Origin of the sequence: Streptomyces sp. NBC_01235, from assembly GCF_035989285.1 — a bacterium.
Taxonomy (GTDB): domain Bacteria; phylum Actinomycetota; class Actinomycetes; order Streptomycetales; family Streptomycetaceae; genus Streptomyces.
In genome coordinates this window covers 4023995-4048091 of sequence record NZ_CP108513.1, presented here as the reverse complement: position 1 = coordinate 4048091, position 24097 = coordinate 4023995, and the positions used below count along the sequence as shown (strand labels likewise).

The window sequence follows — 24097 nt, the reverse complement described above, 5'->3', positions numbered from 1 at the left end:
CCTCCTGTGCGAGGGGATTTTTCGTTTCCTGGACGACATGCCGCTGGCAGAGACGATCGATGGAGCTTTGAGGACCATGAGCGAGACGAACCCCGCTGCCGCCGCTGTCCCGGCGGAGGCCGCGCCGCACCGCTACACGGCAGCCATGGCCGCCGAGATCGAAGCACGCTGGCAGGACTTCTGGGACGCCGAGGGCACGTACGCCGCGCCGAACCCGAAGGGCGACCTGGCCGGTGACGCCGAGCTGGTCGCCCGGCCCAAGAAGTTCATCATGGACATGTTCCCGTATCCCTCCGGTGCGGGCCTGCACGTCGGCCACCCCCTGGGCTACATCGCGACCGACGTCTTCGCGCGCTTCCAGCGCATGACCGGCCACAACGTCCTGCACACCCTGGGCTTCGACGCCTTCGGCCTGCCCGCCGAGCAACACGCCGTGCAGACCGGCGAGCACCCCCGGATCACCACCGAAGCGGCCATCAACAACATGAAGTCCCAGCTGCGCCAGCTGGGCCTGGGCCACGACAAGCGCCGGTCGTTCGCCACGATCGACCCGGACTACTACAAGTGGACCCAGTGGATCTTCCTCCAGATCTTCAACTCCTGGTACGACGACCAGGCGAACAAGGCCCGCCCGATCTCCGAGCTGATCGCCCGGTTCGAGTCCGGTGAGCGTGCCGTCCCGGGCGACACGCGTGCGTGGAGCGAGCTGACCGCCGTCGAGCGCGCCGACGTCCTGAGCGAGTACCGCCTGGCCTACGCCTCCGACGCGCCGGTCAACTGGTGCCCCGGCCTGGGCACCGTGCTGGCCAACGAGGAGGTCACCGCCGACGGCCGCTCCGAGCGCGGTAACTTCCCCGTCTTCAAGGCCAAGCTGCGCCAGTGGAACATGCGCATCACGGCCTACGCCGACCGGCTGCTGGACGACCTGGACGCGCTGGACTGGCCCGAGGCCATCAAGCTGCAGCAGCGCAACTGGATCGGTCGCTCCGAGGGCGCCCGCGTCGACTTCCCCGTGGACGGCGAGCGCATCACGGTCTTCACCACGCGCCCGGACACCCTGTTCGGTGCGACCTACATGGTGCTGGCGCCCGAGCACCCGTTGGTCGACAAGTTCACCCCGGACACCTGGCCCGAGGGCACGCACGACGTCTGGACCGGCGGTCACGCGACCCCGGCCGAGGCCGTCGCCGCCTACCGCGCGCAGGCCGCCTCGAAGTCCGACGTGGAGCGCCAGGCCGAGGCCAAGGACAAGACCGGCGTCTTCACCGGTGTGTACGCGATCAACCCGGTCAACGGCGAGCGGGTCCCCGTCTTCATCGCCGACTACGTCCTGATGGGCTACGGCACCGGCGCGATCATGGCCGTCCCGGCGGGCGACCAGCGCGACTTCGAGTTCGCGCGCGCCTTCGAGCTGCCGATCCGCTGCATCGTCGAGCCGACCGACGGCCGCGGAACCGACACGTCGACCTGGGAGAACGCCTTCGCGTCGTACGACGCGAAGATCATCGCCTCCTCCAACGAGGAGATCTCCCTGGACGGCCTGGGCGTCGTCGACGCCAAGGCGCGCATCACGGAGTGGTTGGAGCGCAAGGGAATCGGCGAGGGCACCGTCAACTTCCGCCTGCGCGACTGGCTGTTCAGCCGCCAGCGCTACTGGGGTGAGCCCTTCCCGATCGTCTACGACGAGGACGGCATCGCGCACTCGCTGCCCGAGTCGATGCTGCCCCTGGAGCTGCCGGAGGTCGAGGACTACTCGCCGCGCACCTTCGACCCGGACGACGCGAACACGTCCCCGGAGACGCCGCTGTCCCGCAACGAGGCCTGGGTCGACGTCACCCTGGACCTGGGCGACGGCCGCGGTCCGCAGAAGTACCGCCGCGAGACCAACACCATGCCCAACTGGGCCGGTTCCTGCTGGTACGAGCTGCGCTACCTGGACCCGCACAACAGCGAGAAGCTGGTCGACCCGGAGATCGAGCAGTACTGGATGGGCCCCCGCGAGGGCCAGACGCACGGCGGTGTCGACCTGTACGTCGGCGGCGCCGAGCACGCCGTGCTGCACCTGCTGTACGCGCGCTTCTGGTCCAAGGTCCTGTTCGACCTGGGGCACGTCTCCTCCGCGGAGCCGTTCCACAAGCTGTTCAACCAGGGCATGATCCAGGCCTACGTCTACCGTGACAGCCGCGGCTTCCCGGTGCCGGCCGCCGAGGTGGAGGAGCGCGACGGCGCGTACTTCTACCAGGGCGAGAAGGTCTCCCGTCTGTTGGGCAAGATGGGCAAGTCCCTGAAGAACGCGGTCACCCCGGAGGCGATCTGCGCCGAGTACGGCGCCGACACCCTGCGCCTGTACGAGATGGCGATGGGCCCGCTGGACGTCTCGCGCCCGTGGGACACGCGCGCGGTGGTGGGCCAGTACCGGCTGCTGCAGCGGCTGTGGCGCAACGTCGTCGACGAGACGACCGGCGAGGTGACCGTTGTCGACACCGAGCCCGGCGAGGACACCCTGCGGGCCCTGCACAAGGCGATCGACGGGGTGCGCCAGGACCTGGAGGGCCTGCGCTTCAACACCGCCATCGCCAAGATCACCGAGCTGAACAACCACCTGACCAAGGCGGGCGACGCGCTGACGCGCTCCGTCGCCGAGGCCCTGGTGCTGCTGGTCGCCCCGCTGGCCCCGCACATTGCCGAGGAGCTGTGGCGCCGCCTGGGCCACACCGACTCGGTCGTCCACCAGGACCTGCCGGTCGCCGACCCGGCGTACGTCGTGGACGAGAGCGTGACCTGCGTCGTGCAGATCAAGGGCAAGGTCAAGGCGCGCCTGGAGGTGTCCCCGGCCATCTCCGACGAGGAACTGGAGAAGGTGGCGCTGGCCGACGAGGCTGTGGTGACCGCGCTGGGCGGGGCCGGTATCCGCAAGGTGATCGTGCGGGCACCGAAGCTGGTGAACATCGTTCCGGCGTGAGCAGCACCGGGACCGTCACGGGGCGTGACCATCGCGGGCCGTGAGTACGGCTCCGGGTAGTCCCCTACGGGCAGGTTCGGGGTTCTTCTGGAACTCCGAACCTGCCCGCGTCGTTTACGGTTTGAAGTGCGGCGCGCCATGTGTGGCGCCGGATGTGTCGTGGCAGGCCGGAGGAGGAGCTGGTGGAAGCAGTGATCACAGTCGTCGCCCTGCTCTTCGTGCTCTTCCTGGCGCTCGGCGCCTACGCCACGGTGAAGGTGATCGGCGCCGCCAAGCGAGGCGTCGACCGCACCATCACCCAGGCCCGCCGCACGGTCGAGGACCACACCCTGCGGGCCAAGTCCTTCGCCCAGCTCGGACCGGCCGGCGAGATCGCCCAGCTGCGGCTCAAGCTGCGCACGTCGATGCGGGCCACGCAGGACGCGCTGCACGCGGGCGTCGCCGAGGACGAGTCCCTCAAGGAGTCCCTCGACCTGTTCCAGAGGCTCAGTGCACACGGGTACGAACTGGACGACGAGCTCAAGCGCCTGGAGTCCGAGCCGGACCGGTCGACGCTCGCCGGGCGGCTGCCCTCACTGCGGGAGCGCACCGAGCGCATCACGGGATCGGCGGACTCGCTGCGCTGGGCGGCCCGGGACCGCGCCCGCCGCTTCGCGGACGACGACCTCGACACCCTCAGCGCGCAGATAGACGTCGAGGCCGGCGCCCTGCGGCACTGGACCACATCGGACTCCACCCGGACACCGCCGCCCCCGTGGCCCGAGGCACCGGCCGCCGACAGCGCGGCGGCAGGACAGACCTGGCCTGAGACCCCCGGCGCAGGCGCCCCGGAGGAGCCGACCCGGTCCGCCATCACCCCACCGGGACCGCGCCCCACCTACCCGTGGCAGAAGAAGCCGCGCCCCGAGAGCACCACCTGACGCGGGGCGGCGTCGCTACTGTCTTTGGTGAGCCCGGGTGCGGGCGGGTCGAGGCGGTCTCTGACGAGGTCAGGGTTCGGGCGCTGTCGAGTTGATCACCGTGGCGCTCGGCCCGGTGGGGTCCCGGTGGATGCGGTTACCGGTGGGGTCCCGGTTCGGGTGTAGTCGACGTGGTCTTTGGAGAGGTACCGGTTCGGTGCGTGATGGGGGCCGGGTCAGGTGCTGGTTGACGGTGGCACTTGATTCGGTCAAGGCCGGGGCGGCTGCGAGGGGCCGGGCTGCCGCACGGGGGCTACGCCAGGTAACCTCCAGGTCATGTCCCGCCATGTCGCGATCGTCACGGATTCAACGGCCTACCTGCCGCAGCGGACGATGGAGCGTCACGGCATCACCGCGGTGCCCCTGACCGTCGTCCTCGGCGACCAGGCTCTTGAAGAGGGCAACGAGATCTCGACCCGCTCCCTCGCTCAGGCGCTGCAGAAGCGACGCCCCGTCACCACCTCGCGCCCCAGCCCCCAGCTCTTCGCCGAGACGTACCGCAGAGTCGCCGAGGCCGGCGCCACCGGCATCGTCTCCCTCCACCTCTCCGCCGAGTTGTCCGGCACCTACGACGCGGCGGTCGTCGCGGCGCGTGAGGCACCGGTGCCGGTGCGGGTGGTGGACACCGGCATGGTCGCGATGGCGCTCGGCTTCTGCGCGCTGGCGGCGGCCGAGGTCGCCGAGGCGGGTGGCACGGTCGACGAGGCGGTCACCGCGGCGGAGAAGCGGGCCGCCGGCACCTCCGCCTATTTCTACGTCGACACCCTGGACTACCTGCGCCGTGGCGGCCGGATCGGTGCTGCCCAGGCCCTGTTGGGCTCGGCGCTCGCGGTGAAGCCGCTGCTCCAGCTGGACGGGGGACGTATCGATCTCCTGGAGAAGGTGCGGACGGCGTCGAAGGCGATCGCCCGCCTGGAGGAGCTCGTGGCCGACCGTGCGGGCAGCGCGCCGGTCGACATCGCCGTGCACCATCTCGCCGCTCCCGACCGGGCGTCCGCTCTTGCGGACCGTCTGCGGTCACGCGTGCCCGGGCTCGCCGATCTGCACGTGAGTGAGGTCGGTGCGGTGATCGGGGCGCATACCGGGCCGGGACTGCTGGGCGTCGTGGTCTCACCGCGCTGAGGGCTTACGGGCTTCCCTCACTCGTGTGAGTGGTGGAGTTATCCACAACTGGGTGATTATCCCCGGAAATTGAGCAAGATCATCGCGGTTCGGTGAAGTGTCCGATCCTCGTCGCATGGCACTTCGATCACGCTCACACAACACGAACGCGACCAGTGGTCCGGGTCGGGCCCCCGGCTCCGACGGCCGCTCGCACCGTCTCCGTCCACCTGGCGGCGGCCGGACCGGACACCGTCATGCCTCGGCGGAGGAGAACCGCCGTCGGGCGCAGGTGTTGTTCGCCGAACGGGCCCGGGAGCGGGGGGAGTCGGGGATGGGGCCGCCTGGTAGGGGCGGTGGGGACGTGGATTCGCGTGCGGGGGCGGATGCCAATGCCGATGCCGATGCCGGTGTGGGTTTGGGTGCGGGTGCGGGTTCCGATGGTGGCGTCCTTGGTGGAGCGGCGGGTGGGTGTGAAGCATCGGAAAGGGCGGAAGCGTCGGAGGCGCCGGGGACATTGGGTGCGCCGGGTGGGCCGAGTGCTCTGAAGGCGTCGGATGCGCGGGAATTGCGGGATATGCGGGATGCGAGAGAAGTCGGTGTGCCCTGGGGTGAGGGCGAGCGGTATGCCGACGTGGACCGCGACCGCGACCGAGGCCTCGACGCTGGTGAGGGGGCGCCCCCTCATGCCGCTGGGGCCTGGCCGGAGCGGGCAGGGCTGGCCCTGCGGGAGCGGATGCCGGTGTGGTTGCAGGCGCGTTGCGGCCTGGAACGCAGGAGCGTGCTCGCGCTCACGGTGCTGCTGGTCGCGGCCGCCGCTTTCGCCGTGCAGCACTTCTGGGTCGGCCGGGCCCAGCCGGTACGGGCCCCGGAGGTGGTGCGGGCCGCCGCCCCTTATGAGGCAGGTGAGCAGAAACCGGCTGCCGATCTCGCCGCTTCCGTAGGCCCGCCGGGTGCGGGGAGTACGGCCGGGGCCGAGATCGTGGTGGACGTCAGCGGCAAGGTGAGGAAGCCCGGGATCCACCGACTCCCGGCCGGTTCACGGGTGGTCGACGCGTTGGGCGCGGCCGGTGGAGTGCGACCGGGCACCAACACCGACGGTCTCAACCGCGCCCGCTTCCTCGTGGACGGCGAGCAGGTCGTCGTCGGCGGTCCCGCGCCGGCCGGGGCTGCCGGAGGGGCGGGGGCGGGGACAGGGACAGCGGGGTCCGCCGGTGCCGGCATGGGAGTGGGTCCCGCGGTTCCCGTCTCCCTCAACACGGCCACCGTGGATCAACTCGACACCCTCCCCGGCGTGGGACCCGTGTTGGCGCAGCACATCATCGACTACCGCACACGGCACGGCGGTTTCCGGTCGGTGGACGAACTGCGCGAGGTCAACGGCATCGGTGAGCGTCGCTTCGCCGACCTGCGGAATCTCGTGCGGCCATGAGGAGCGAACACGCCGCGGGCACGGCGTCCGGAGCCGGGGAGAAGGAAGACGCCGAGGTCATCGGCGTTCGGGCCGTCCCCCGCTCCCGCACTCGCCAGGCCGTGCACGCAGCTTCCGGGAGGCGACTGGGCGATGCCAACCCGCGTCAGGAAGGGCCGGTGGATCTACGGCTCGTACCACCCGCCCTCGCGGCCTGGGCGACGGCTGCGCTGACGTTGGACGCGCCGCCGGGGGTGGTGATCGGCGTCGTGATCGTCTGTCTGATGGCTGCCGGTGCTCTTCTGATCGTGGGGCGGCGTGGCGCGGGGTGCGACGCAGGGTGGGCCGTGAGGCGCGGCGCACGCTGGGCCGCGAGGGGTGGGGCAGGGCATGGGGCAGGTCATGGCGGGAGTCGTGGCGCGGGCGGTCATCGGCCGCCCGGCGTTCGGGCTGTTGGCGGTCGGAAGGTCTGGCCCCGTGTCACCGTCGCCGCCTCACTGCTCTGCGTGGCCGCGGCTGCCGCGTCGGCCGGGCTGCACGGGGCCGATCTGCGCCGGGGGCCGGTACCGGCGTTGGCGCGGGAGTACGCCACCGTCACCGCCGAGGTGGAGATCACCTCCGACCCGCGGCTCACCCGGCCCCGGGTCAGAGGGGACCACGTGACCCCGGACTCCGTCCTGATCAACGCGGAGGTGCGCAGCGTCGAAGGAGTGGCCCGGGCGGCGGTGGCGACGCGGGCCCCGGTGCTGGTCGTCGTGGACGTCGGGTCGGGCTGGGCCACGGGTGGGCCGCGCGCGGCGCTCGACGGGCGGGAGCCGCCGGGAGGCGGGCGTGTGGAGGCCCGGGGCTGGGGGGTGTCAGGAGGCGGGCGGGGGGAGTCCGGAGGCTGGGGGGTGTCTGGAGGCTGGGGGGTGTCTGGAGGCGGGCGTGCGGAGTCCGGGGGCTGGGGGGTGTCTGGAGGCGGGCGGGCGGAGTCCGGAGGCCGGGAGGTGGGTGGAGGCGGCCGCGCGGAATCCGGGGGGCGGGATGTGCCCGGGGGTGAGGGCAGTTCCACCACCGGTGGACTCCCACTCGCCGCCCGTGCAGAGCCCGAGGGCCGTCAGGTTTTCGGTCGTGGGCCTGCGGATTTCGGTGGCCGGGACGTGTCCGGTGGCGGGCGGGGTTCCGGGGCGAGGCCTGGGGCGGCGCCGTGGCTTGGGCTGTTGCCGTCCACTCGGGTGCGGGTGACCGGGCGGTTGGCACCCGCGTTGGCCGGCGGGGACCGGATCGCGGCCGTGCTGCGGGTGCGGGATGGTGCGGTGCCGTCGGTGGTGCGGGAACCGTCGGCTGCTCAGCGGTTGGCGGGGCGGTTGCGGGCGGGACTGCGGGCGGCCACCGACGGACTGCCCGAGGACGCCAGGGCGTTGCTGCCGGGGCTGGTCGTCGGGGACACCTCGCGGATCACGCCCGAACTGGACGAGGCCTTCAAGGAGACGGATCTGGCACACACCCTCGCCGTTTCCGGCAGCAACCTCACGATCATCCTCGCCCTGCTCCTGGGCCCGCCCGGCCTGGCCCAGCATGTCGAGCGCCGCGGCCTGGCGCCGCGCCTCGGAGTCCCGCTGCGAGCGACCGCGCTGCTCGGCGGAGCGCTCACGCTCGGCTTCGTGGTCGTGTGCCGGCCCGACCCGAGTGTGCTGCGCGCCGCGGCCTGCGGAGCGATCGTGCTGCTCGCCCTGGCGACCGGCCGCCGCAGATCCCTCATCCCGGCGCTGGCGACAGCGGTGCTGCTGCTGGTGCTGTACGACCCGTGGCTGGCGCGGAGTTACGGGTTCCTGCTGTCCGTCCTGGCCACCGGTGCCTTGCTGACGCTGGCCCCGCGCTGGAGTGCCGCGCTGCGACGGCGCCGGGTGCCCTCGCGGCTCGCGGAGGCGCTGGCGGCCGCGGGAGCCGCGCAGGCCCTGTGTGCGCCGGTCGTCGCTGTGCTGTCGGCGCGGGTGAGTCTGGTGGCGGTGCCCTGCAATCTCCTCGTGGAGTTCGCGGTCGCGCCGGCGACGGTGCTGGGCTTCGCGGTGCTGGCGACGGCGCCCGTGGCGATGCCGGTGGCCAAGGCGCTGGCATGGTGCGCGAGTTGGCCGGCTGGATGGATCGCGGGCGTGGCGCGGACCGGGGCGGCGCTGCCCGGCGGGGGAGTGGACTGGCCCGGGAGTTGGGGTGGGGCGCTGTTGCTCGCCCTTGTCACGGCCGGGGTGGTGATGCTCGGGCGGCGGCTGTCGCGGCATCCGTGGCTGTGCGGGGTCTGCGGAGTGCTGCTCCTGCTGGTGGTGGTGCAACCGCCGCCGTTGACCCGGGTGATCACGGGCTGGCCGCCGCCGGGCTGGCGGCTGGCGATGTGCGACGTGGGACAGGGCGACGCGACCGTTCTCGCGGCGGGCGAGGGAGCCGGTGTGGTGGTGGACGCCGGGCCGGATCCGACGCTGGTCGACCGCTGCCTGCGCACGCTCGGTATCACCCGGGTGCCACTCGTAGTGCTCACCCACTTCCATGCCGACCACGTGGCCGGACTGCCCGGGGTGCTGCGGGGCCGGGCGGTGGGGGCTATCGAGACGACGGGGTTCGAGGAGCCCGTGGACCAGGTGGAGTTCGTACGGAAGGAGGCGGAGGCGCGGGACGTTCCCCTGATGCGGGCGGTGGCCGGAGAGCGGCGGCGGCTCGGCGCGCTCGACTGGGAGGTGCTGTGGCCACCGCCGCGCCCGGCGCCGGAACCGGACGGGCCGAACGACGCGAGCGTGACACTGCTGGTGCGGTCGGCCGGGCTGCGCATGCTGCTGCTCGGCGACCTCGAACCCCCGGCCCAGCAGGCTCTGTTGCGTTCCCCGGCGGCCGCGTCGCTGCACGGAGTGGACGTGCTCAAGGTGGCCCATCATGGCTCGGCCTACCAGGACCCGGGCCTCATACGCGCCGTTGCACCGCGGCTGGCGCTGATCTCGTGCGGCGCGGACAACCCGTACGGGCATCCGGCACCCAGCACGGTCGCGGCGCTGCGCGCGGGAGGCGCGGTGGTGCTGCGGACGGACCGCGACGGTGCGCTGGCGGTTGTCGCGGGCGCGGGCGGGGAGATGCGAGTGGCGCGAGACTGAGGGCATGAATCCTGACCAGGCCGAAGGCCGGCCGCCCCGGAGACCCGCCGCACGGCTCGACACCTCTCCACCCGGAGCCTCCCAGCTCGACGCCCCTTCGCACCCTGCCCCTTCGCACCATGCCCCTTCGCACCATGCTTCTCCGCGCCATGCCCATCCGCTTCACGCCGCTCCACTCGACGCCCGACTGATCGACGCCTACCTGCGCCGCCTCGGTCTAGAGCCCCCGGCGTGGCCAGCGGAAACCGCCACCGGCACCGCGACCGCCACCGGCGCGGCCTCCGCAACCGCGACCGCCACCGGAGCGGCCTCCGCCGGCGTCCCCGCCCCTGGTACCACCCCCGCCAGCACTCTCGCCCCCACCGTCGATCTCCTGCGGGATCTGCACCTTCGGCATCTGCGGGTCGTGCCCTTCGAGAATCTGTCGGTTCATCTTGGGGAGGAGATCGTGCTGGAAGAGAGGCGGCTGGTCGAGAAGGTGGTCGGGGCGCGGAGGGGAGGGTTCTGTTACGAGCTGAACGGGGCGTTCGGGGCGCTGCTCGCGGGGCTGGGGTTCGAGGTCACATTGCTGGCGGGCCGGGTGTACGGAGAGGAGGGGCGGCTCGGGATTCCGTACGACCATCTCGCGCTGTTGGTGGGGACGGTGGACGCGGGGGAGTGGCTGGCCGATGTCGGGTTCGGGGCGCACAGCCACTACCCGCTCCGCTGGGAGCGCGGGGGTGAACAGGAGGACCCCGGTGGGGTGTTCCGGATCGACGAGGCCGGGTCGGACCCGGCCGGGGTGAAGGGAGCGGGAGGCCGGGTGGCGGGGGCTGTCCGGGAGGCGGAGGTGGGGGACCTGGACGTCGTGCGGAACGGTGCACGTGTGTACCGACTGGAGGTGCGGCCCCGGGTGCTGGGTGACTTCGCGGCGGGGGCCTGGTGGCACAGCACCTCTCCGGAATCGCACTTCACGCGGTCGCTGATCTGTTCACGGGTCACGGAGGACGGAGGACGGATCACGCTCAGCGGACACCGGTTGAAGGTGACGTCCGGCGACGGTGAGAGCGAGGAGAGGGAACTGGCGGGCGACGATGAGGTGTTGGGGGTGTATTGGCATACGTTCGGGATCCAGTTGGAGCGGGTGCCGACGGTGCGGACCGCGGATCGGACTACGGATCGGACCGCGGAACGGAACACGGAACAGACCGCGGAACGGACGGTGCATCGGGTGGCAGACCGGGCGACGGACCGGGGCCGGCCATCGGAGCGGTAGATTCCGGTCACACGGGGCTACTCGTGCGTAGTACCAGCACATGTGCTGGTTTCCCGTGATGTGGGCTTGTCTTGCCTCGAAAGCCACATCAGTGATCGAATGCTTCTTCGACAACAAGTGATGCCAAGTCGCGCAGAGGTGTCGTGGATGTTCGGCCGTTGGCTGGGAAACCGTACGAACCGGATGCAGCGGACGAGTCCTCTCGCCGCGGTCCACACCCCGGCGAACGCCGGAGTGCTGAGCTGCCGGGTGCTCGATCCGGTCAACGAGCCGGTGCCACATGCGGAGTTCGCGGTGAGCGACGCGATGGGGCGCAAGGTCGTCAGCGGCGGCATGGATCCTTTCGGGGCGTTCATGACGACGGTGCCGGCGGGGGAGTACCGGCTCGCGGTGTCCGCCGAGGGGTACACGCCCTACCGGGCGAGCGCGACGGTCGGGGAGAACGCGCTGTCCTCGCTCGGTGATGTGACGCTCCAGGTCGCGCGGCCGCCGGAGTTGCCGGCGCCGGGGGACTGGGAGCTCGAGGCGACGCATTCGTCGATCGGGTTCACCGCGCGGCACATCGGACTCGCCCGGATCCACGGGCGGTTCAACTCGTTCGCGGGGGCGGTGCGGATCGCCGAGCGGGTGGAGCAGTCGGCGATGCACGTGGTGATCGACGCGTCGTCCATCGACACGAACGTCAGGATGCGGGACGACCATCTGCGGTCCGCGGACTTCCTGGACGTCGAGCGGTTTCCGACGCTGGAGTTCTACAGCGAGCGGTTCGTGCACAGGGGCGGCAGCCGGTGGGCCGTCACCGGCGCGCTGTCGCTGCACGGTGTGACGCGGACGGTCACGCTGGACACGGAGTATCTCGGGCTCGGCAACGGCATGGGCGGCGAGGTGCGGGCGGCCTGCCGGGCGCGGACCGAGCTGCACCGGGACGACTTCACCGTCAGCTGGCAGTCGATGCTGGCGCGGGGTATCGCGGTGGTCGGCCCCAGCATTCGTATCGAGCTGGACGTGCAGATCGTCCCCAAGGGCTGACCTGCGGACGCCTGCCGCTCTGCCCACCTGCCCCCTACCCCCCTGTCAGCCTGCTCACCTGCTCACCTGCTCACCTGTGCGCTCGCCTCACCTGTGCGTTCGCCCCGTCTGTCGGCCTGCCCCCTGTGCGCCGACACGGCCGTTGCTCCGCCCCCTTCATGCGTGCCGGAAAATGGCTGCGTGAGTGATGTGAGACATGTGCTGGTGCTGCCCGATCGCGATGCCGCGGAGGAGGCGGCCCAGGAGCTCGCCGAGCGTTTCGGCGTGCGCGAGGAGCCGCAGATCGTCCGGGACGCGCTGGCCGGGGAGGACGACGCGGAGGACGCGCAGTGGTTGGTCGTGCTGCGGGACGAGGACGGGCGGCTGGACGCGGGGGAGCTGGACGCGTTCGCCGGCGAGTGGGAGGGCTGGCGGGAGGAGCCGTAGGGGAGCCGCTCGCGGGCCGCGTTGTCAGTGGCCCGTGCCATGCTTGTCGCAATGGCCAGGAAGACTGCGAATGACGACCCTCTCGCCCCGGTGACGCTTGCCGTGGGCCAGGAGGACCTCCTGCTCGACCGTGCCGTGCAGGAGGTGGTGGCCGCCGCCCGGGCCGCCGACGCCGACACGGACGTACGTGACCTGACCTCGGACCAGCTACAGCCCGGCACCCTCGCCGAGCTGACCAGCCCGTCGCTCTTCGCGGAGCGCAAGGTCGTGGTCGTACGCAACGCGCAGGACCTGTCCGCCGACACGATCAAGGACGTCAAGGCGTACCTCGGGGCGCCCGCTGAGGAGATCACCCTCGTGCTGCTGCACGCGGGGCAGGCCAAGGGCAAGGCGCTGCTGGACGCCGCGCGCAAGGCGGGGGCGCGCGAGGTGGCCTGCCCGAAGATGACCAAGCCGGCCGATCGGCTGGCCTTCGTGAGACAGGAGTTCCGGGCGACCGGTCGGTCCGCGACGCCCGAGGCCTGCCAGGCGCTCGTCGACGCCCTCGGCAGCGATCTGCGCGAGCTGGCGTCGGCCGTGTCCCAGCTGGTGGCCGATGTCGAGGGGACCATCGACGAGGCCGTCGTCGGCCGGTACTACACCGGGCGGGCCGAGGCATCGAGCTTCACCGTCGCCGACCGGGCGGTGGAGGGGCGCGCCGCGGAGGCGCTGGAGGCGCTGCGCTGGTCGCTGGCCACCGGGGTCGCGCCCGTGCTGATCACCAGCGCGCTCGCCCAGGGCGTACGGGCCATCGGCAAGCTGTCCTCCGCGCGCGGCGGCCGGCCGGCCGACCTCGCGCGGGAGCTGGGCATGCCGCCGTGGAAGATCGACCGGGTGCGGCAGCAGATGCGGGGGTGGACACCGGACGGGGTGTCCGTCGCGTTGCGGGCGGTGGCCGAGGCGGACGCGGGAGTGAAGGGCGGGGGTGACGATCCCGAGTACGCCCTGGAGAAAGCCGTCGTGGCGATCGCGCGTGCGGCTCGCTCCGGTGGCCGCGGGTAGCCACGGGTAGCCGCCCTTCCCGGATCCGCCCGGATCCCCCCGATCCCCCCGATCCCCCCGATCTCCGCGGATCCCCTGGATCCCCTGGATCTCCGCGGATCCCCTGGATCCCCTGGATCTCCGCGGATCCCCCGGATCCCCCGGATCCCCTGGATCTCCGCGGATCCCCCGGATTCCCCCGAGGGGTGATCCAGTAGCCGTTCTCCCGCCGGGGAGGAGAATCGGACGTACCGGCCGCACATCGCCTACGCATGCGAAAGGTGGCGATCGACATGGCTGAACACCCGCACGCAATGCTCGTCCGCAAGGGATACGACGCCTTCACGAACGGAGACCTGGACACCCTGAGTGGGATGATGACGGGGGACTGTACGCATCACGTGCCCGGTTCCCACCCGCTCTCGGGGGACTTCAAGGGCCGCGACGCGATCATGGACATGTACGGCCGTCTCTTCTCGGAGACGGGCGGGACGTTGCGCGTCGATCTGCGCACGGTACTCGTCGACGGCCGGGGGCACGCCGTCTCCATGCACCGCATCTCCGCCGACCGCAACGGCAAGCACATCGAGGAGAACGGGGGCATCGTCTTCCGGATCGTCGGCGACAAGATCAGTGACCTCGACGAGTGCATCGAGGACATCGACGCGAGCAACGACTTCTGGGTGTGACCTCAGCCTTCACCGGGCCTCTGAGCCCTAGCCGGGCCTCTGAGCCCTAGCCGGGCCTCTGAGCCCTAGCCGGGCCTCTGAGCCCTAGCCGGGCCTCTGAGCCCTAGCCGGGCCTCTGAGCCCTAGCCGGGCCTCTGAGCCCTAGCCGGGCCTCTGAGCCTTCACCGGGCCTCCGAGCCCTCACCGTCATGCCGAAGGCCCCGGTCGGCCTCGCCCTGGGGAAGGGCGGGGCGCCGGGGCCTTCGGTTCACGCTGATCAAGCTGGTGAGCCCGTACCCGCGTGGCGAACGCAGGCCGCGTACAGGCTCGGGGGTGCCGGACGGGAGCGGATGAGAGAGGGCCCGCTCTGGATCCCTCCGGCGATCAGATCAGATAGGGGGTTCAGCCCTTGAGGGTCTCGACCTTGGAAGCAAGCGCCGACTTCTTGTTGGCGGCCTGGTTCTTGTGGATGACGCCCTTCGAGACGGCCTTGTCGAGCTGACGCGCGGCAGCGCGCTGGTACTCGGTGGCCTTCTCGACGTCACCCGCGGCAGCAGCCTCACGGGCCTTGCGGATCGCGGTCTTCAGGGAGGACTTGACGGCCTTGTTGCGCAGCCGAGCCTTCTCGTTGGTCTTGATCCGCTTGATCTGGGACTTGATGTTCGCCACGAATGAGCCTTTGCAGGTTCAGGCACGGGACCGTACTGAGATCCCGTACCGATGAATTTCGAAGGTTGTGCCTCGCGCTGAGAGGGCATGAGACACAGCTGCCCAGACTACCAGTGGCCCCGCGAGTGGCCCAAACCGGTCCCCGGCCGCCGCCCGTGGGACCATGGAGCCTACGTATCGATCCGACCCGAGCCGCTGACCCTGCGGATATCTCAAGAATCAGGACCCTGCGTGCCCGCGACCCCTAAGAATGTGCCCGAGCCGAGCCGTACCGACCCGGCTCAGATCCGCAATTTCTGCATCATCGCGCACATCGACCACGGCAAGTCCACCCTCGCCGACCGGATGCTCCAGCTGACCGGCGTGGTCGACCAGCGGCAGATGCGTGCTCAGTACCTCGACCGGATGGACATCGAGCGCGAGCGCGGCATCACGATCAAGTCCCAGGCGGTGCGTCTGCCGTGGGCTCCCACCCATGACAAGAGCAACACGCACATCCTCAACATGATCGACACCCCGGGGCACGTCGACTTCACCTACGAGGTCTCGCGGTCGCTCGCGGCCTGCGAGGGGACCGTCCTCCTCGTCGACGCCGCCCAGGGCATCGAGGCCCAGACCCTCGCCAACCTCTACCTGGCGATGGAGAACGACCTCACGATCATCCCCGTGCTGAACAAGATCGACCTGCCGGCCGCGCAGCCCGAGAAGTTCGCCGAGGAGCTCGCGAACCTCGTCGGCTGCGACCCGGACGACGTGCTGCGGGTGTCCGCCAAGACGGGTCTCGGCGTCGACGCGCTGCTCGACAAGGTCGTCAAGGAGATCCCGGCGCCGGTCGGTGTCGCCGACGCCCCCGCCCGCGCGATGATCTTCGACTCGGTCTACGACTCCTACCGCGGTGTCGTGACGTACGTCCGTGTCATCGACGGGCAGCTGAACAAGCGCGAGCGGATCCGGATGATGTCCACGGGCGCGACGCACGAGCTGCTGGAGATCGGCACCAACTCGCCCGAGATGCTCCCGGCCGACGGCCTCGGCGTGGGCGAGGTGGGCTATCTCATCACCGGTGTGAAGGACGTCCGTCAGTCCAAGGTCGGTGACACCATCACCAGCCTGCACAAGGGTGCGACCGAGGCGCTCGGCGGCTACAAGGACCCGAAGCCGATGGTCTTCTCGGGCCTGTATCCGCTGGACGGCTCCGACTACCCCGAGCTGCGGGACGCCCTCGACAAGCTCCAGCTCAACGACGCCGCGCTGGTCTACGAGCCGGAGACCTCCGCCGCCCTCGGCTTCGGTTTCCGTGTCGGCTTCCTCGGCCTGCTGCACCTCGACGTGATCCGTGAGCGGCTGGAGCGCGAGTTCGGTCTCGACCTCATCGCCACCGCGCCGAACGTGGTCTACCGGGTGCTGATGGAGGACGGCAGCGAGCACGTCGTCACCAACCCGAGCGAGTTCCCCGAGGGGAAGATCTCGGAGGTGTACGAGCCGGTCGTGCGCGCCACCATCCTGGCGCCCAGCGAGTTCATCGGCTCGATCATGGAGCTGTGCCAGACCCGGCGCGGTGTCCTGCTCGGCATGGACTACCTCTCCGAGGACCGCGTCGAGATCCGCTACACGCTCCCCCTCGCCGAGATCGTCTTCGACTTCTTCGACCAGCTGAAGTCCAAGACCCGCGGCTACGCCTCGCTCGACTACGAGCCCACCGGCGAGCAGACGTCCAGCCTGGTCAAGGTCGACATCCTGCTGCACGGCGACAAGGTGGACGCCTTCTCCGCGATCACCCACAAGGACGCCGCGTACGCCTACGGTGTGCGGCTCGTCGCGAAGCTGCGCGAGCTCATCCCGCGGCAGGCCTTCGAGGTGCCGATCCAGGCGGCCATCGGCTCCCGGGTCATCGCCCGCGAGACCATCCGCGCCATCCGCAAGGACGTCCTCGCCAAGTGTTACGGCGGTGACATCTCCCGGAAGCGGAAGCTGCTGGAGAAGCAGAAGGAAGGCAAGAAGCGGATGAAGATGGTGGGTTCCGTGGAGGTTCCGCAGGAGGCCTTCATCGCCGTCCTGAGCAGCGACGACAACGCGGGCTCCGGCAAGGGCAAGAAATAGCCGCCGTGGACGCCGATCTCCGGGGCCCGTCGTGCGACAGCGCGGCGGGCCCCGCGCCGTTCCTCAGCGGAAAGTGCCCCTCCATGGCCCCTTACGCGCTGGCCAGTCGCCCTCTACTCTGATCCCTGCTCGGTAGTTACTCACGAGTTAAACAACAGTCGCGCCAAACACAGCCGCGTCGAACAACGCCGCAATGAGCCAGCCGCATCGCCGCGGGCCCCGGAGGATGTCGTGAGCGACACACAGACCCTGATCGAGAACCGTCCGCCGTCCGTCGCGGGCCTCTTCCTGGAGCGCGTGGCGGCCACGCCCGACGCGGAGGCATACCGGTATCCGGTACCAGCCGCGTCCGGCGAGGGCCCCGACGACTGGAGGTCGCTGAGCTGGGCGCAGGCCGCCGAACGGGTCTACGCGATCGCGGCCGGCCTCATCGAGCTCGGCGTACAGCCGGAGCAGCGCGTCGCGCTCGCCTCCTCAACCCGGCTCGAGTGGATCCTCGCCGACCTCGGCGTCATGTGCGCCGGGGCCGCGACGACCACCGTCTATCCGCAGACCAACGTGGACGAGTCGGCGTTCATCCTCTCGGACTCCGAGAGCAAGGTCCTGATCGCCGAGGACGCGGCCCAGGTCGCCAAGGCGGTCGAAAAGCGCGCCGAGCTGCCCGCCCTCACCCATGTGGTCGTGATCGACCCGGCGGGCGTCGACACCGGGGAGGACTGGATCCTCACCCTCGACGAGCTGGAGAAGCGCGGCGCGGCCCGGCTGGAGAAGGAGGCCGAGCTGATCAAGGAGCGGGTCGCCGCGATCGCCCGGGACCAGCTCGCCACCCTCATCTACACCTCCGGCACCACCGGCCGTCCCAAGGGCGTCCGCCTCCCGCACGACAACTGGTCGTACATGGCGAAGGCGATCGCCGCGACCGGCCTGATCAGCGGCGAGGACGTGCAGTACCTGTGGCTGCCGCTGGCGCACGTCTTCGGCAAGGTCCTCACCTCCGGCCAGATCGAGGTCGGTCACGTCACCGCCGTCGACGGCCGCGTCGACAAGATCATCGAGCAGCTGCCGATCGTCCAGCCGACGTACATGGCCGCCGTGCCGCGCATCTTCGAGAAGGTCTACAACGGGGTCGCCGCCAAGGCCCGCGCGGGCGGCGGGGCCAAGTACAAGATCTTCCAGTGGGCCGCCGAGGTCGCCCGCGAGTACGCCAAGGAGGCGCAGGACAACTTCCGGCGCACCGGCACGGCCTCCGTCCCCTTCGGGCTGGGCGCGAAGCACAAGGTCGCCGACGCGCTCGTCTACGCCAAGATCCGCGAGGCGTTCGGCGGGAAGCTGCGCGCGTGCGTCTCCGGGTCGGCGGCCCTCTCCCCGGAGATCGGCTACTTCTTCGCCGGCGTCGGCGTCCACATCCTGGAGGGCTACGGCCTGACGGAGTCCTCCGCCGCCTCCTTCATCAACCCCGGCGAGGCCTACCGCACCGGCACGGTCGGCAAGCCGCTGCCCGGCACGGAGGTGCGGATCGCCGACGACGGCGAGATCCTGCTGCGCAGCCCCGGCATCATGGAGGGCTACCACGGGCTGCCCGAGAAGACCGCGGAGGTCCTGGAGGCCGACGGCTGGTTCCACACCGGCGACATCGGCGAGCTCTCGCCCGACGGGTACCTGCGCATCACCGACCGCAAGAAGGACCTCATCAAGACGTCCGGCGGCAAGTACATCGCGCCCGCCGAGGTCGAGGGACAGTTCAAGGCGGTGTGCCCGTACGTCTCCAACATCCTCGTGCACGGCGCCGACCGGAACTTCTGCACCGCGCTGATCGCGCTGGACGAGCCGTCGATCCTCGACTGGGCGAAGGAGAACGGGCTGGCCGGGAAGTCGTACGCGGACGTCGTCGCCGCGCCCGCGACGGTCGAGCTCATCGACGGCTACGTCAAGCGGCTCAACGAGGGGCTCCAGCGCTGGCAGACCATCAAGAAGTTCCGGCTGCTGCCCCGGGACCTCGATGTCGAGCACGGTGAGATCACGCCGAGCCTGAAGCTGAAGCGGCCGGTCGTGGAGCGGGAGTACAAGCACCTCATCGACGAGATGTACGCCGGAGCGCGCGAGGCGTAGGTCGGGGCGCGCGGGGTCTTGGGGCGGAGCTCGCATGCTCGGATTCCGCCCCTCAACCGCGCGTCTTCGAGCACGCGCGTACACATGTGTACACACGCGTAGCACGGTTCTCGCCCAGGACGGCCCAGTTCGGTAACCCAGCGCTCATGGCCGGGACCGGTCTGTCACCCTGTGGGCATCCGAACCGTCCGGGGAGCTGCGCATGGGGGCCATTCCGACGCAACGGGAGACCGCCTCCCGGGCCGGCGGCGCGCCCGCGCGCCCGGGCGGGCTCCCGCACTCGCACGCGAACCTGGCCGGCGGCCCCCTCGCGCCGGGCGCCGCCCGCGACCTGGTCCGTGCCGCGCTCACGGAGTGGGCCGACCTCGGCCTGCCGGGCGGCGAGGAACTCGGCGAGCGCCTCGCGCAGGACGCGTTGCTCGTCGTCAGCGAACTCGTCACCAACGCCGTCGTGCACGCCGGGACCGACGTCGAGCTGGGATGCCGGCTGGAGGAGGAGCCCGGACACCCCGGCGGCCGCCTCGCGGTCGTCGTCGAGGTCTTGGACCACCACCCCTCCCGCGCTCCGCGCGACGGCGCCCCCGAACCGCCGTACGAGACACCGGAGTACGGCCGCGGGCTGCGTATAGTCGCCGGACTCGCCGACGCCTGGGGCGTGACGTACCGCAGGGGGACGAAGACGGTCTGGGCGCGCCTCCTGCCGACCTCCGAGCCCTGCGACTTCGCATTCGGCGACCTCGGCGACCTCGGCGACTTAGGCGACCTCGAAGGCGACCGCTCCGGCCACGAGCACGACCCCGCGAACGACCCCGAGAACGACCCCCTCGACCCCGCCCCGGGCCTCCTCGAAGCCCTCGCCCCCGAGCCTCAGCGGCCGGGCGGCCACGGGGACCGGGAGTGGCTCAACCGGGGCGCCCTCTCGTTCCTCGCCGAGGCCTCCGACCTGCTCGCCGGGCAGCTCGACGAGGATCTGGTGGCCGCGCTGACCGGCCAGTTGCTGGTGCCGCGGCTCGCCGACTGGTGCGCGGTGTGGCTGGAGGACGAGGTCAGCGGGCGCGGCGAGTGGGCCGGCGGGCCGGGGCCGCGGCTGGCCCGGGTCTGGCACGGCAGCGAGAACCGCATCGAGGAGCTGCGCCGGGCCCTGGAGAAGGATCCGCCCTGCCCGTCGTGTCCGCCGGACGGTGGTCCGCGCTCGGGACCCGAGCCGTTTCCCTGGCCCGGTGCGGCGCTCGGCGGGCACGGCGCGGCCCTGGCCTACCGGCTGATCGCGGGCGGCCGTCCGCTGGGCACCCTGGTCATCGGGCGGGCGGGGCTGAGGGCCTTCCCCGACGAGGTCACCGGGCTCGTCGAGGATCTGGGCCGCCGGGTGGCGCTCGCCATCGGCGCGGCCCGCCAGTACGCCCGTCAGGTCACCATCAGCGCCGTCCTGCAGCGTGGGCTGCTGCCCGGCGCGGTCGCGGAGATCCCCGGGGTGCGCAGCGCCCTCGTCCACGAGCCGCGCGAGCAGGGCGGGCCGAGCGGCGATTTCTACGACCTGTTCCCGGCGGGCGACGGCCGCTGGTGCTTCGCGATCGGCGACGTCCAGGGCAAGGGCCCGGAGGCGGCCGTCGTCATCGGCCTGGCCCGGCCCTGGCTGCGGCTGCTGGCCCGCGAGGGGTACGGCGTCGCCGACGTCCTGGACCGTCTCAACCAGCTCCTCCTCGACGACGCGACCGAGGCCGCCGACGCCGCCGCCCGCGCCTTCGTCGGCCCCGCCGGACCGGGCGACGGCCCGCAGACCCGCTTCCTCTCCCTCCTCTACGGCGAACTGGCCCCCTTCGAGGGCGGCGTCCGCTGCACGCTCGCCTCGGCCGGTCACCCGCTGCCGCTGCTGCTCGGGCCGGACGGCGCGGTCGCCACGGCCGCGCACCCGCAGACGCTCCTCGGGGTCATCGAGGACGTCACGTACACCAGCGACAGCCTGGAGCTGCGGCCCGGCGACAGCCTGCTGTGCGTGACCGACGGTGTGACGGAACGGCGCTCGGGCTCCCGCCAGTTCGACGACGAGGACGGTCTGGCCGCCGCGCTGGCGGGCTGCGCCGGGCTCGACGCGGAGCTGATCGCGGAGCGGATCCGGCAGCTGGTGCACGAGTTCGGGGAGCTGCCACCGGAGGACGACCTGGCGCTGCTGGTGCTTCAGGCGGAGTAGGGCCCGGCGGCATTCGTGATCACCCGTGCGCCTGATCCATGGCCGTCGTCCGATCGGTGCCGCTCCGACGGTCACGGCCCGCGCTGGGCCATCCGGGGCCGGCGCGGGAGTACGGGACAATGGACCACATGCCTTCCGCACTCCCCGACGGCGAGCCGGTCCCCGACGACGGCGCGCTCCCGGCGCACGCGCTCGCCGGCGCCGCCGACCGCCCCCTCGGGTTCTATCTGCACGTCCCGTACTGCGCGACCCGCTGCGGCTACTGCGACTTCAACACCTACACCGCCACCGAGCTGCGCGGCACGGGCGGTGTCCTCGCCTCCCGCGACAACTACGCAGACACCCTGATCGACGAGGTCCGGCTGTCGCGCAAGGTCCTCGGCGACGACCCCCGCGAGGTCCGCACGGTCTTCGTCGGCGGCGGCACGCCGACCCTGCTGGCCGCGGCCGACCTCGTACGGATGCTGGGCGCGATCCGCGACGAGTTCGGCCTTGCGGCGGACGCGGAGGTGACGACGGAGGCGAACCCGGAGTCCGTCGACCCCGCCTACCTGGCCACCCTCCGGCAGGGCGGCTTCAACCGGATCTCCTTCGGCATGCAGAGCGCGAAGCAGCACGTCCTGAAGGTCCTGGACCGCACCCACACCCCCGGTCGCCCCGAGCGTTGCGTGGCGGAGGCCAGGGCGGCGGGCTTCGACCATGTCAACCTGGACCTGATCTACGGCACACCGGGCGAGTCGGACGACGACTGGCGGGCCTCGCTGGACGCGGCTCTGGGCGCGGGCCCCGACCACGTCTCGGCGTACGCCCTGATCGTCGAGGAGGGCACCCAGCTCGCCCGCCGGATCCGCCGCGGCGAGGTCCCGATGACCGACGACGACGTCCACGCCGACCGCTACCTGATCGCGGACGAGGTGATGTCGTCCGCGGGCTTCGACTGGTACGAGGTCTCCAACTGGGCCGCCTCCGAAGCGGGCCGCTGCCTGCACAACGAGCTGTACTGGCGCGGCGCCGACTGGTGGGGCGCCGGCCCGGGAGCGCACTCGCACGTCGGCGGCGTGCGCTGGTGGAACGTGAAGCACCCGGGGGCGTACGCGTCGGCACTGGCCGCCGGTCGCTCGCCCGGGGCCGGACGCGAGGTGCTGTCGGCGGAGGACCGGCGCGTCGAGCGGATCCTGCTGGAGCTGAGGCTGCGCGAGGGGGTCCCGCTGGACCTCTTGCGGGAGGCGGGGCTCGCGGCTTCCCGACGTGCCCTGTCGGACGGCCTGCTGGACAGCGGCCCCTACGAGCAGGGCCGCGCGGTGCTCACCCTGCGGGGACGGCTGCTGGCGGACGCGGTGGTGCGGGACCTGGTGGACTGAGGCTCTGGGGCGAGCCTCAGCCCACGGTCACGTGGTCGATCAGCCGCTCCACCGAGCCCAGCAGCTCCGGCTCCAGGTCCTTGTACGACCCCACCCGTTTCAGGATCGCCTGCCACACCGCCCCGGTGTTCTCCGACGGCCAGCCCAGTGCCCGGCACACGCCCGTCTTCCAGTCCTGGCCGTGCGGGACCCGCGGCCACTTCGGGATCCCCAGCGTCGACGGCTTCACCGCCTCCCAGATGTCGATGTACGGGTGGCCGACGACCAGGGCGTGCTCGCTCGTGACCGACTGTGCGATGCGCCACTCCTTCGTGCCGGGGACGAGGTGGTCCACCAGGACGCCCAGCTTCGCGTCCGGGCCCGGGGCGAACTCGGCGACGATCGACGGGAGGTCGTCCACGCCCTCCAGGTACTCCACCACCACGCCCTCGACGCGCAGGTCGTCGCCCCACACCTTCTCGACCAGCTCGGCGTCGTGCCGGCCCTCGACGTAGATGCGCCCGGCGCGAGCGACACGCGCGCGTGCGCCGGGGACGGCGACCGAACCGGAGGCGGTACGGGTGGGACGTACCGGCCCGGAGGAAGGTCTCACAAGGGTCACCACCCTGCCCTCCAGCAGGAAGCCGCGCGGCTCCAGCGGGAACACCCGGTGCTTGCCGAAGCGGTCCTCCAGGGTGACCGTGCCCGCCTCGCAGCGGATCACCGCGCCGCAGAACCCGGTGCCTGGCTCCTCGACCACCAGGCCGGGCTCCGCCGGGACCTCGGGGACGGGCTTCGGCTTCTTCCAGGGAGGGGTCAGGTCGGCGGAGTACTGGCGCATTCGGATGACGATAGGAGAAGTCCCGGGCGGAGGGGCACACGATCAGCGCGACACGCCGAAACGGGCCGCCAGCGCGTCCCGCTGCCCCCTCACGAACGCCGCGTCCACGACCGCCCCGTGACCGGGCACGTACAGCGCGTCCTCGCCGCCGAGGCCGAGGAGGCGGTCGAGGGCCGCGGGCCAGCGGGAGGGGACGGCGTCCGGGCCGGCCTGCGGCTCGCCGGACTCCTCGACCAGATCCCCGCAGAACACCACCTCCGGCGAGCCGGGGTCCTTGGGGTCTCCGGGGACGAGGACCGCCAGGTCGTGCGCGGTGTGGCCGGGTCCGACGTTCGCCAGCAGGACCTGGCGGCCGCCGCCCAGGTCGAGGGTCCACTCGCCGGAGACCAGATGGCGGGGCCGGACGAGCGCGTCCGCGGCCTCCGCGGCCGCCGTCTCGTCCAGACCGTTGCGCACCGCGTCCCCCCGCAGCTCCTCGCCCGGCACGGTGTCCACACCCACCGCCCCGAAGACCTCCGCGCCCGCGAACGCCGCCGCACCGAACACATGGTCGAAGTGGGGGTGGGTGAGCGCGAGATGAGTCACACGCCCGCCGGTGAGCTCCTCGGCCCACGCCCGCAGCCGTGCCCCCTCCGCCAGGCTGGACCCGGCGTCGATCACCAGCACCGCGCCCGCCCCGACGACCAGCCCCGCCGTGCAGTCCCAGCCCGGCAGCCGGACCCGTCCGACCCCGGCCGCGACCCGCTCCCATCCCAGCTCTTCCCAAGTCACCGTCATACCGCGACGCTAGCTGTAGCGCGCCCTGTGACGGACCGACCTTGCCCTCGGTGTACCCCACAGCCGTACACTGGGCCGGGGAACGCTGGCACTCGGATGTGAAGAGTGCCAGGCGAGGCGCCC

17 protein-coding genes are annotated in these 24097 nt (G+C 71.5%); 14 read left to right on the top strand and 3 right to left on the bottom strand.

What is annotated here, in order from left to right; all coding sequences use genetic code 11:
* Positions 1 to 76 precede the first annotated feature (76 nt).
* The 10 genes from leuS to OG289_RS17750 all read left to right on the top strand — a co-directional run bounded on the left by leuS (position 77) and on the right by OG289_RS17750 (position 13971).
* Positions 77 to 2962, top strand: coding sequence for a leucine--tRNA ligase (gene leuS / locus OG289_RS17795; protein WP_327315009.1), 2886 nt, complete (start codon positions 77 to 79; stop codon positions 2960 to 2962).
* 182 nt (positions 2963 to 3144) lie between these two features.
* Complete coding sequence (locus OG289_RS17790; protein ID WP_327315008.1) at positions 3145 to 3882, top strand: hypothetical protein; 738 nt, start codon at positions 3145 to 3147, stop codon at positions 3880 to 3882.
* 315 nt (positions 3883 to 4197) lie between these two features.
* Entirely contained in the window at positions 4198 to 5043 is an 846-nt protein-coding gene (locus tag OG289_RS17785) for a DegV family protein (protein WP_327315007.1), read from the top strand.
* A gap of 580 nt (positions 5044 to 5623) precedes the next feature.
* Positions 5624 to 6454, top strand: coding sequence for a helix-hairpin-helix domain-containing protein (locus OG289_RS49685; RefSeq protein WP_442818913.1), 831 nt, complete (start codon positions 5624 to 5626; stop codon positions 6452 to 6454).
* 263 nt (positions 6455 to 6717) lie between these two features.
* Entirely contained in the window at positions 6718 to 9552 is a 2835-nt protein-coding gene (locus tag OG289_RS17775; RefSeq protein ID WP_442819083.1) for a ComEC/Rec2 family competence protein, read from the top strand.
* Positions 9553 to 9925: 373 nt separating this feature from the next.
* Positions 9926 to 10807, top strand: coding sequence for an arylamine N-acetyltransferase family protein (locus tag OG289_RS17770; protein WP_327320717.1), 882 nt, complete (start codon positions 9926 to 9928; stop codon positions 10805 to 10807).
* Between the two features lie 147 nt (positions 10808 to 10954).
* Positions 10955 to 11836: a YceI family protein gene (locus OG289_RS17765; RefSeq protein WP_327315005.1), complete on the top strand. Its 882-nt coding sequence runs from the start codon at positions 10955 to 10957 to the stop codon at positions 11834 to 11836.
* Positions 11837 to 12016: 180 nt separating this feature from the next.
* The gene (locus OG289_RS17760) at positions 12017 to 12262 is read left to right on the top strand and encodes a hypothetical protein (protein WP_327315004.1); all 246 of its coding nucleotides are present in this window, start codon (positions 12017 to 12019) and stop codon (positions 12260 to 12262) included.
* Positions 12263 to 12313: 51 nt separating this feature from the next.
* Complete coding sequence (gene holA, locus OG289_RS17755; protein ID WP_327315003.1) at positions 12314 to 13303, top strand: DNA polymerase III subunit delta; 990 nt, start codon at positions 12314 to 12316, stop codon at positions 13301 to 13303.
* 272 nt (positions 13304 to 13575) lie between these two features.
* Positions 13576 to 13971, top strand: coding sequence for a nuclear transport factor 2 family protein (locus OG289_RS17750; RefSeq protein WP_327315002.1), 396 nt, complete (start codon positions 13576 to 13578; stop codon positions 13969 to 13971).
* Between the two features lie 381 nt (positions 13972 to 14352).
* On the opposite strand, the gene rpsT is transcribed toward OG289_RS17750, so the two are convergent.
* On the bottom strand, positions 14353 to 14619 hold the full coding sequence (gene rpsT, locus OG289_RS17745; protein ID WP_020127768.1) for a 30S ribosomal protein S20: 267 nt from the start codon (positions 14617 to 14619) through the stop codon (positions 14353 to 14355).
* Between the two features lie 231 nt (positions 14620 to 14850).
* Here rpsT and lepA point away from each other — a divergent pair, with 231 nt between their 5' ends.
* The 4 genes from lepA to hemW all read left to right on the top strand — a co-directional run bounded on the left by lepA (position 14851) and on the right by hemW (position 22377).
* Positions 14851 to 16719: a translation elongation factor 4 gene (gene lepA / locus OG289_RS17740; protein WP_327315001.1), complete on the top strand. Its 1869-nt coding sequence runs from the start codon at positions 14851 to 14853 to the stop codon at positions 16717 to 16719.
* A gap of 231 nt (positions 16720 to 16950) precedes the next feature.
* Positions 16951 to 18828, top strand: a complete 1878-nt coding sequence (locus OG289_RS17735; protein WP_327315000.1) for an AMP-dependent synthetase/ligase — start codon at positions 16951 to 16953, stop codon at positions 18826 to 18828.
* Positions 18829 to 19030: 202 nt separating this feature from the next.
* Complete coding sequence (locus OG289_RS17730; protein ID WP_327314999.1) at positions 19031 to 21016, top strand: ATP-binding SpoIIE family protein phosphatase; 1986 nt, start codon at positions 19031 to 19033, stop codon at positions 21014 to 21016.
* A gap of 128 nt (positions 21017 to 21144) precedes the next feature.
* A complete protein-coding gene (hemW, locus tag OG289_RS17725) occupies positions 21145 to 22377 on the top strand; it encodes a radical SAM family heme chaperone HemW (RefSeq protein ID WP_327314998.1) in 1233 nt (410 codons plus the stop codon).
* Between the two features lie 16 nt (positions 22378 to 22393).
* On the opposite strand, the gene OG289_RS17720 is transcribed toward hemW, so the two are convergent.
* Together OG289_RS17720 and OG289_RS17715 are read right to left on the bottom strand one after the other, a co-directional pair.
* Entirely contained in the window at positions 22394 to 23197 is an 804-nt protein-coding gene (locus OG289_RS17720; RefSeq protein WP_327314997.1) for a DUF3097 domain-containing protein, read from the bottom strand.
* Between the two features lie 42 nt (positions 23198 to 23239).
* Positions 23240 to 23974, bottom strand: coding sequence for an MBL fold metallo-hydrolase (locus OG289_RS17715; RefSeq protein ID WP_327314996.1), 735 nt, complete (start codon positions 23972 to 23974; stop codon positions 23240 to 23242).
* Positions 23975 to 24097: the final 123 nt, after the last annotated feature.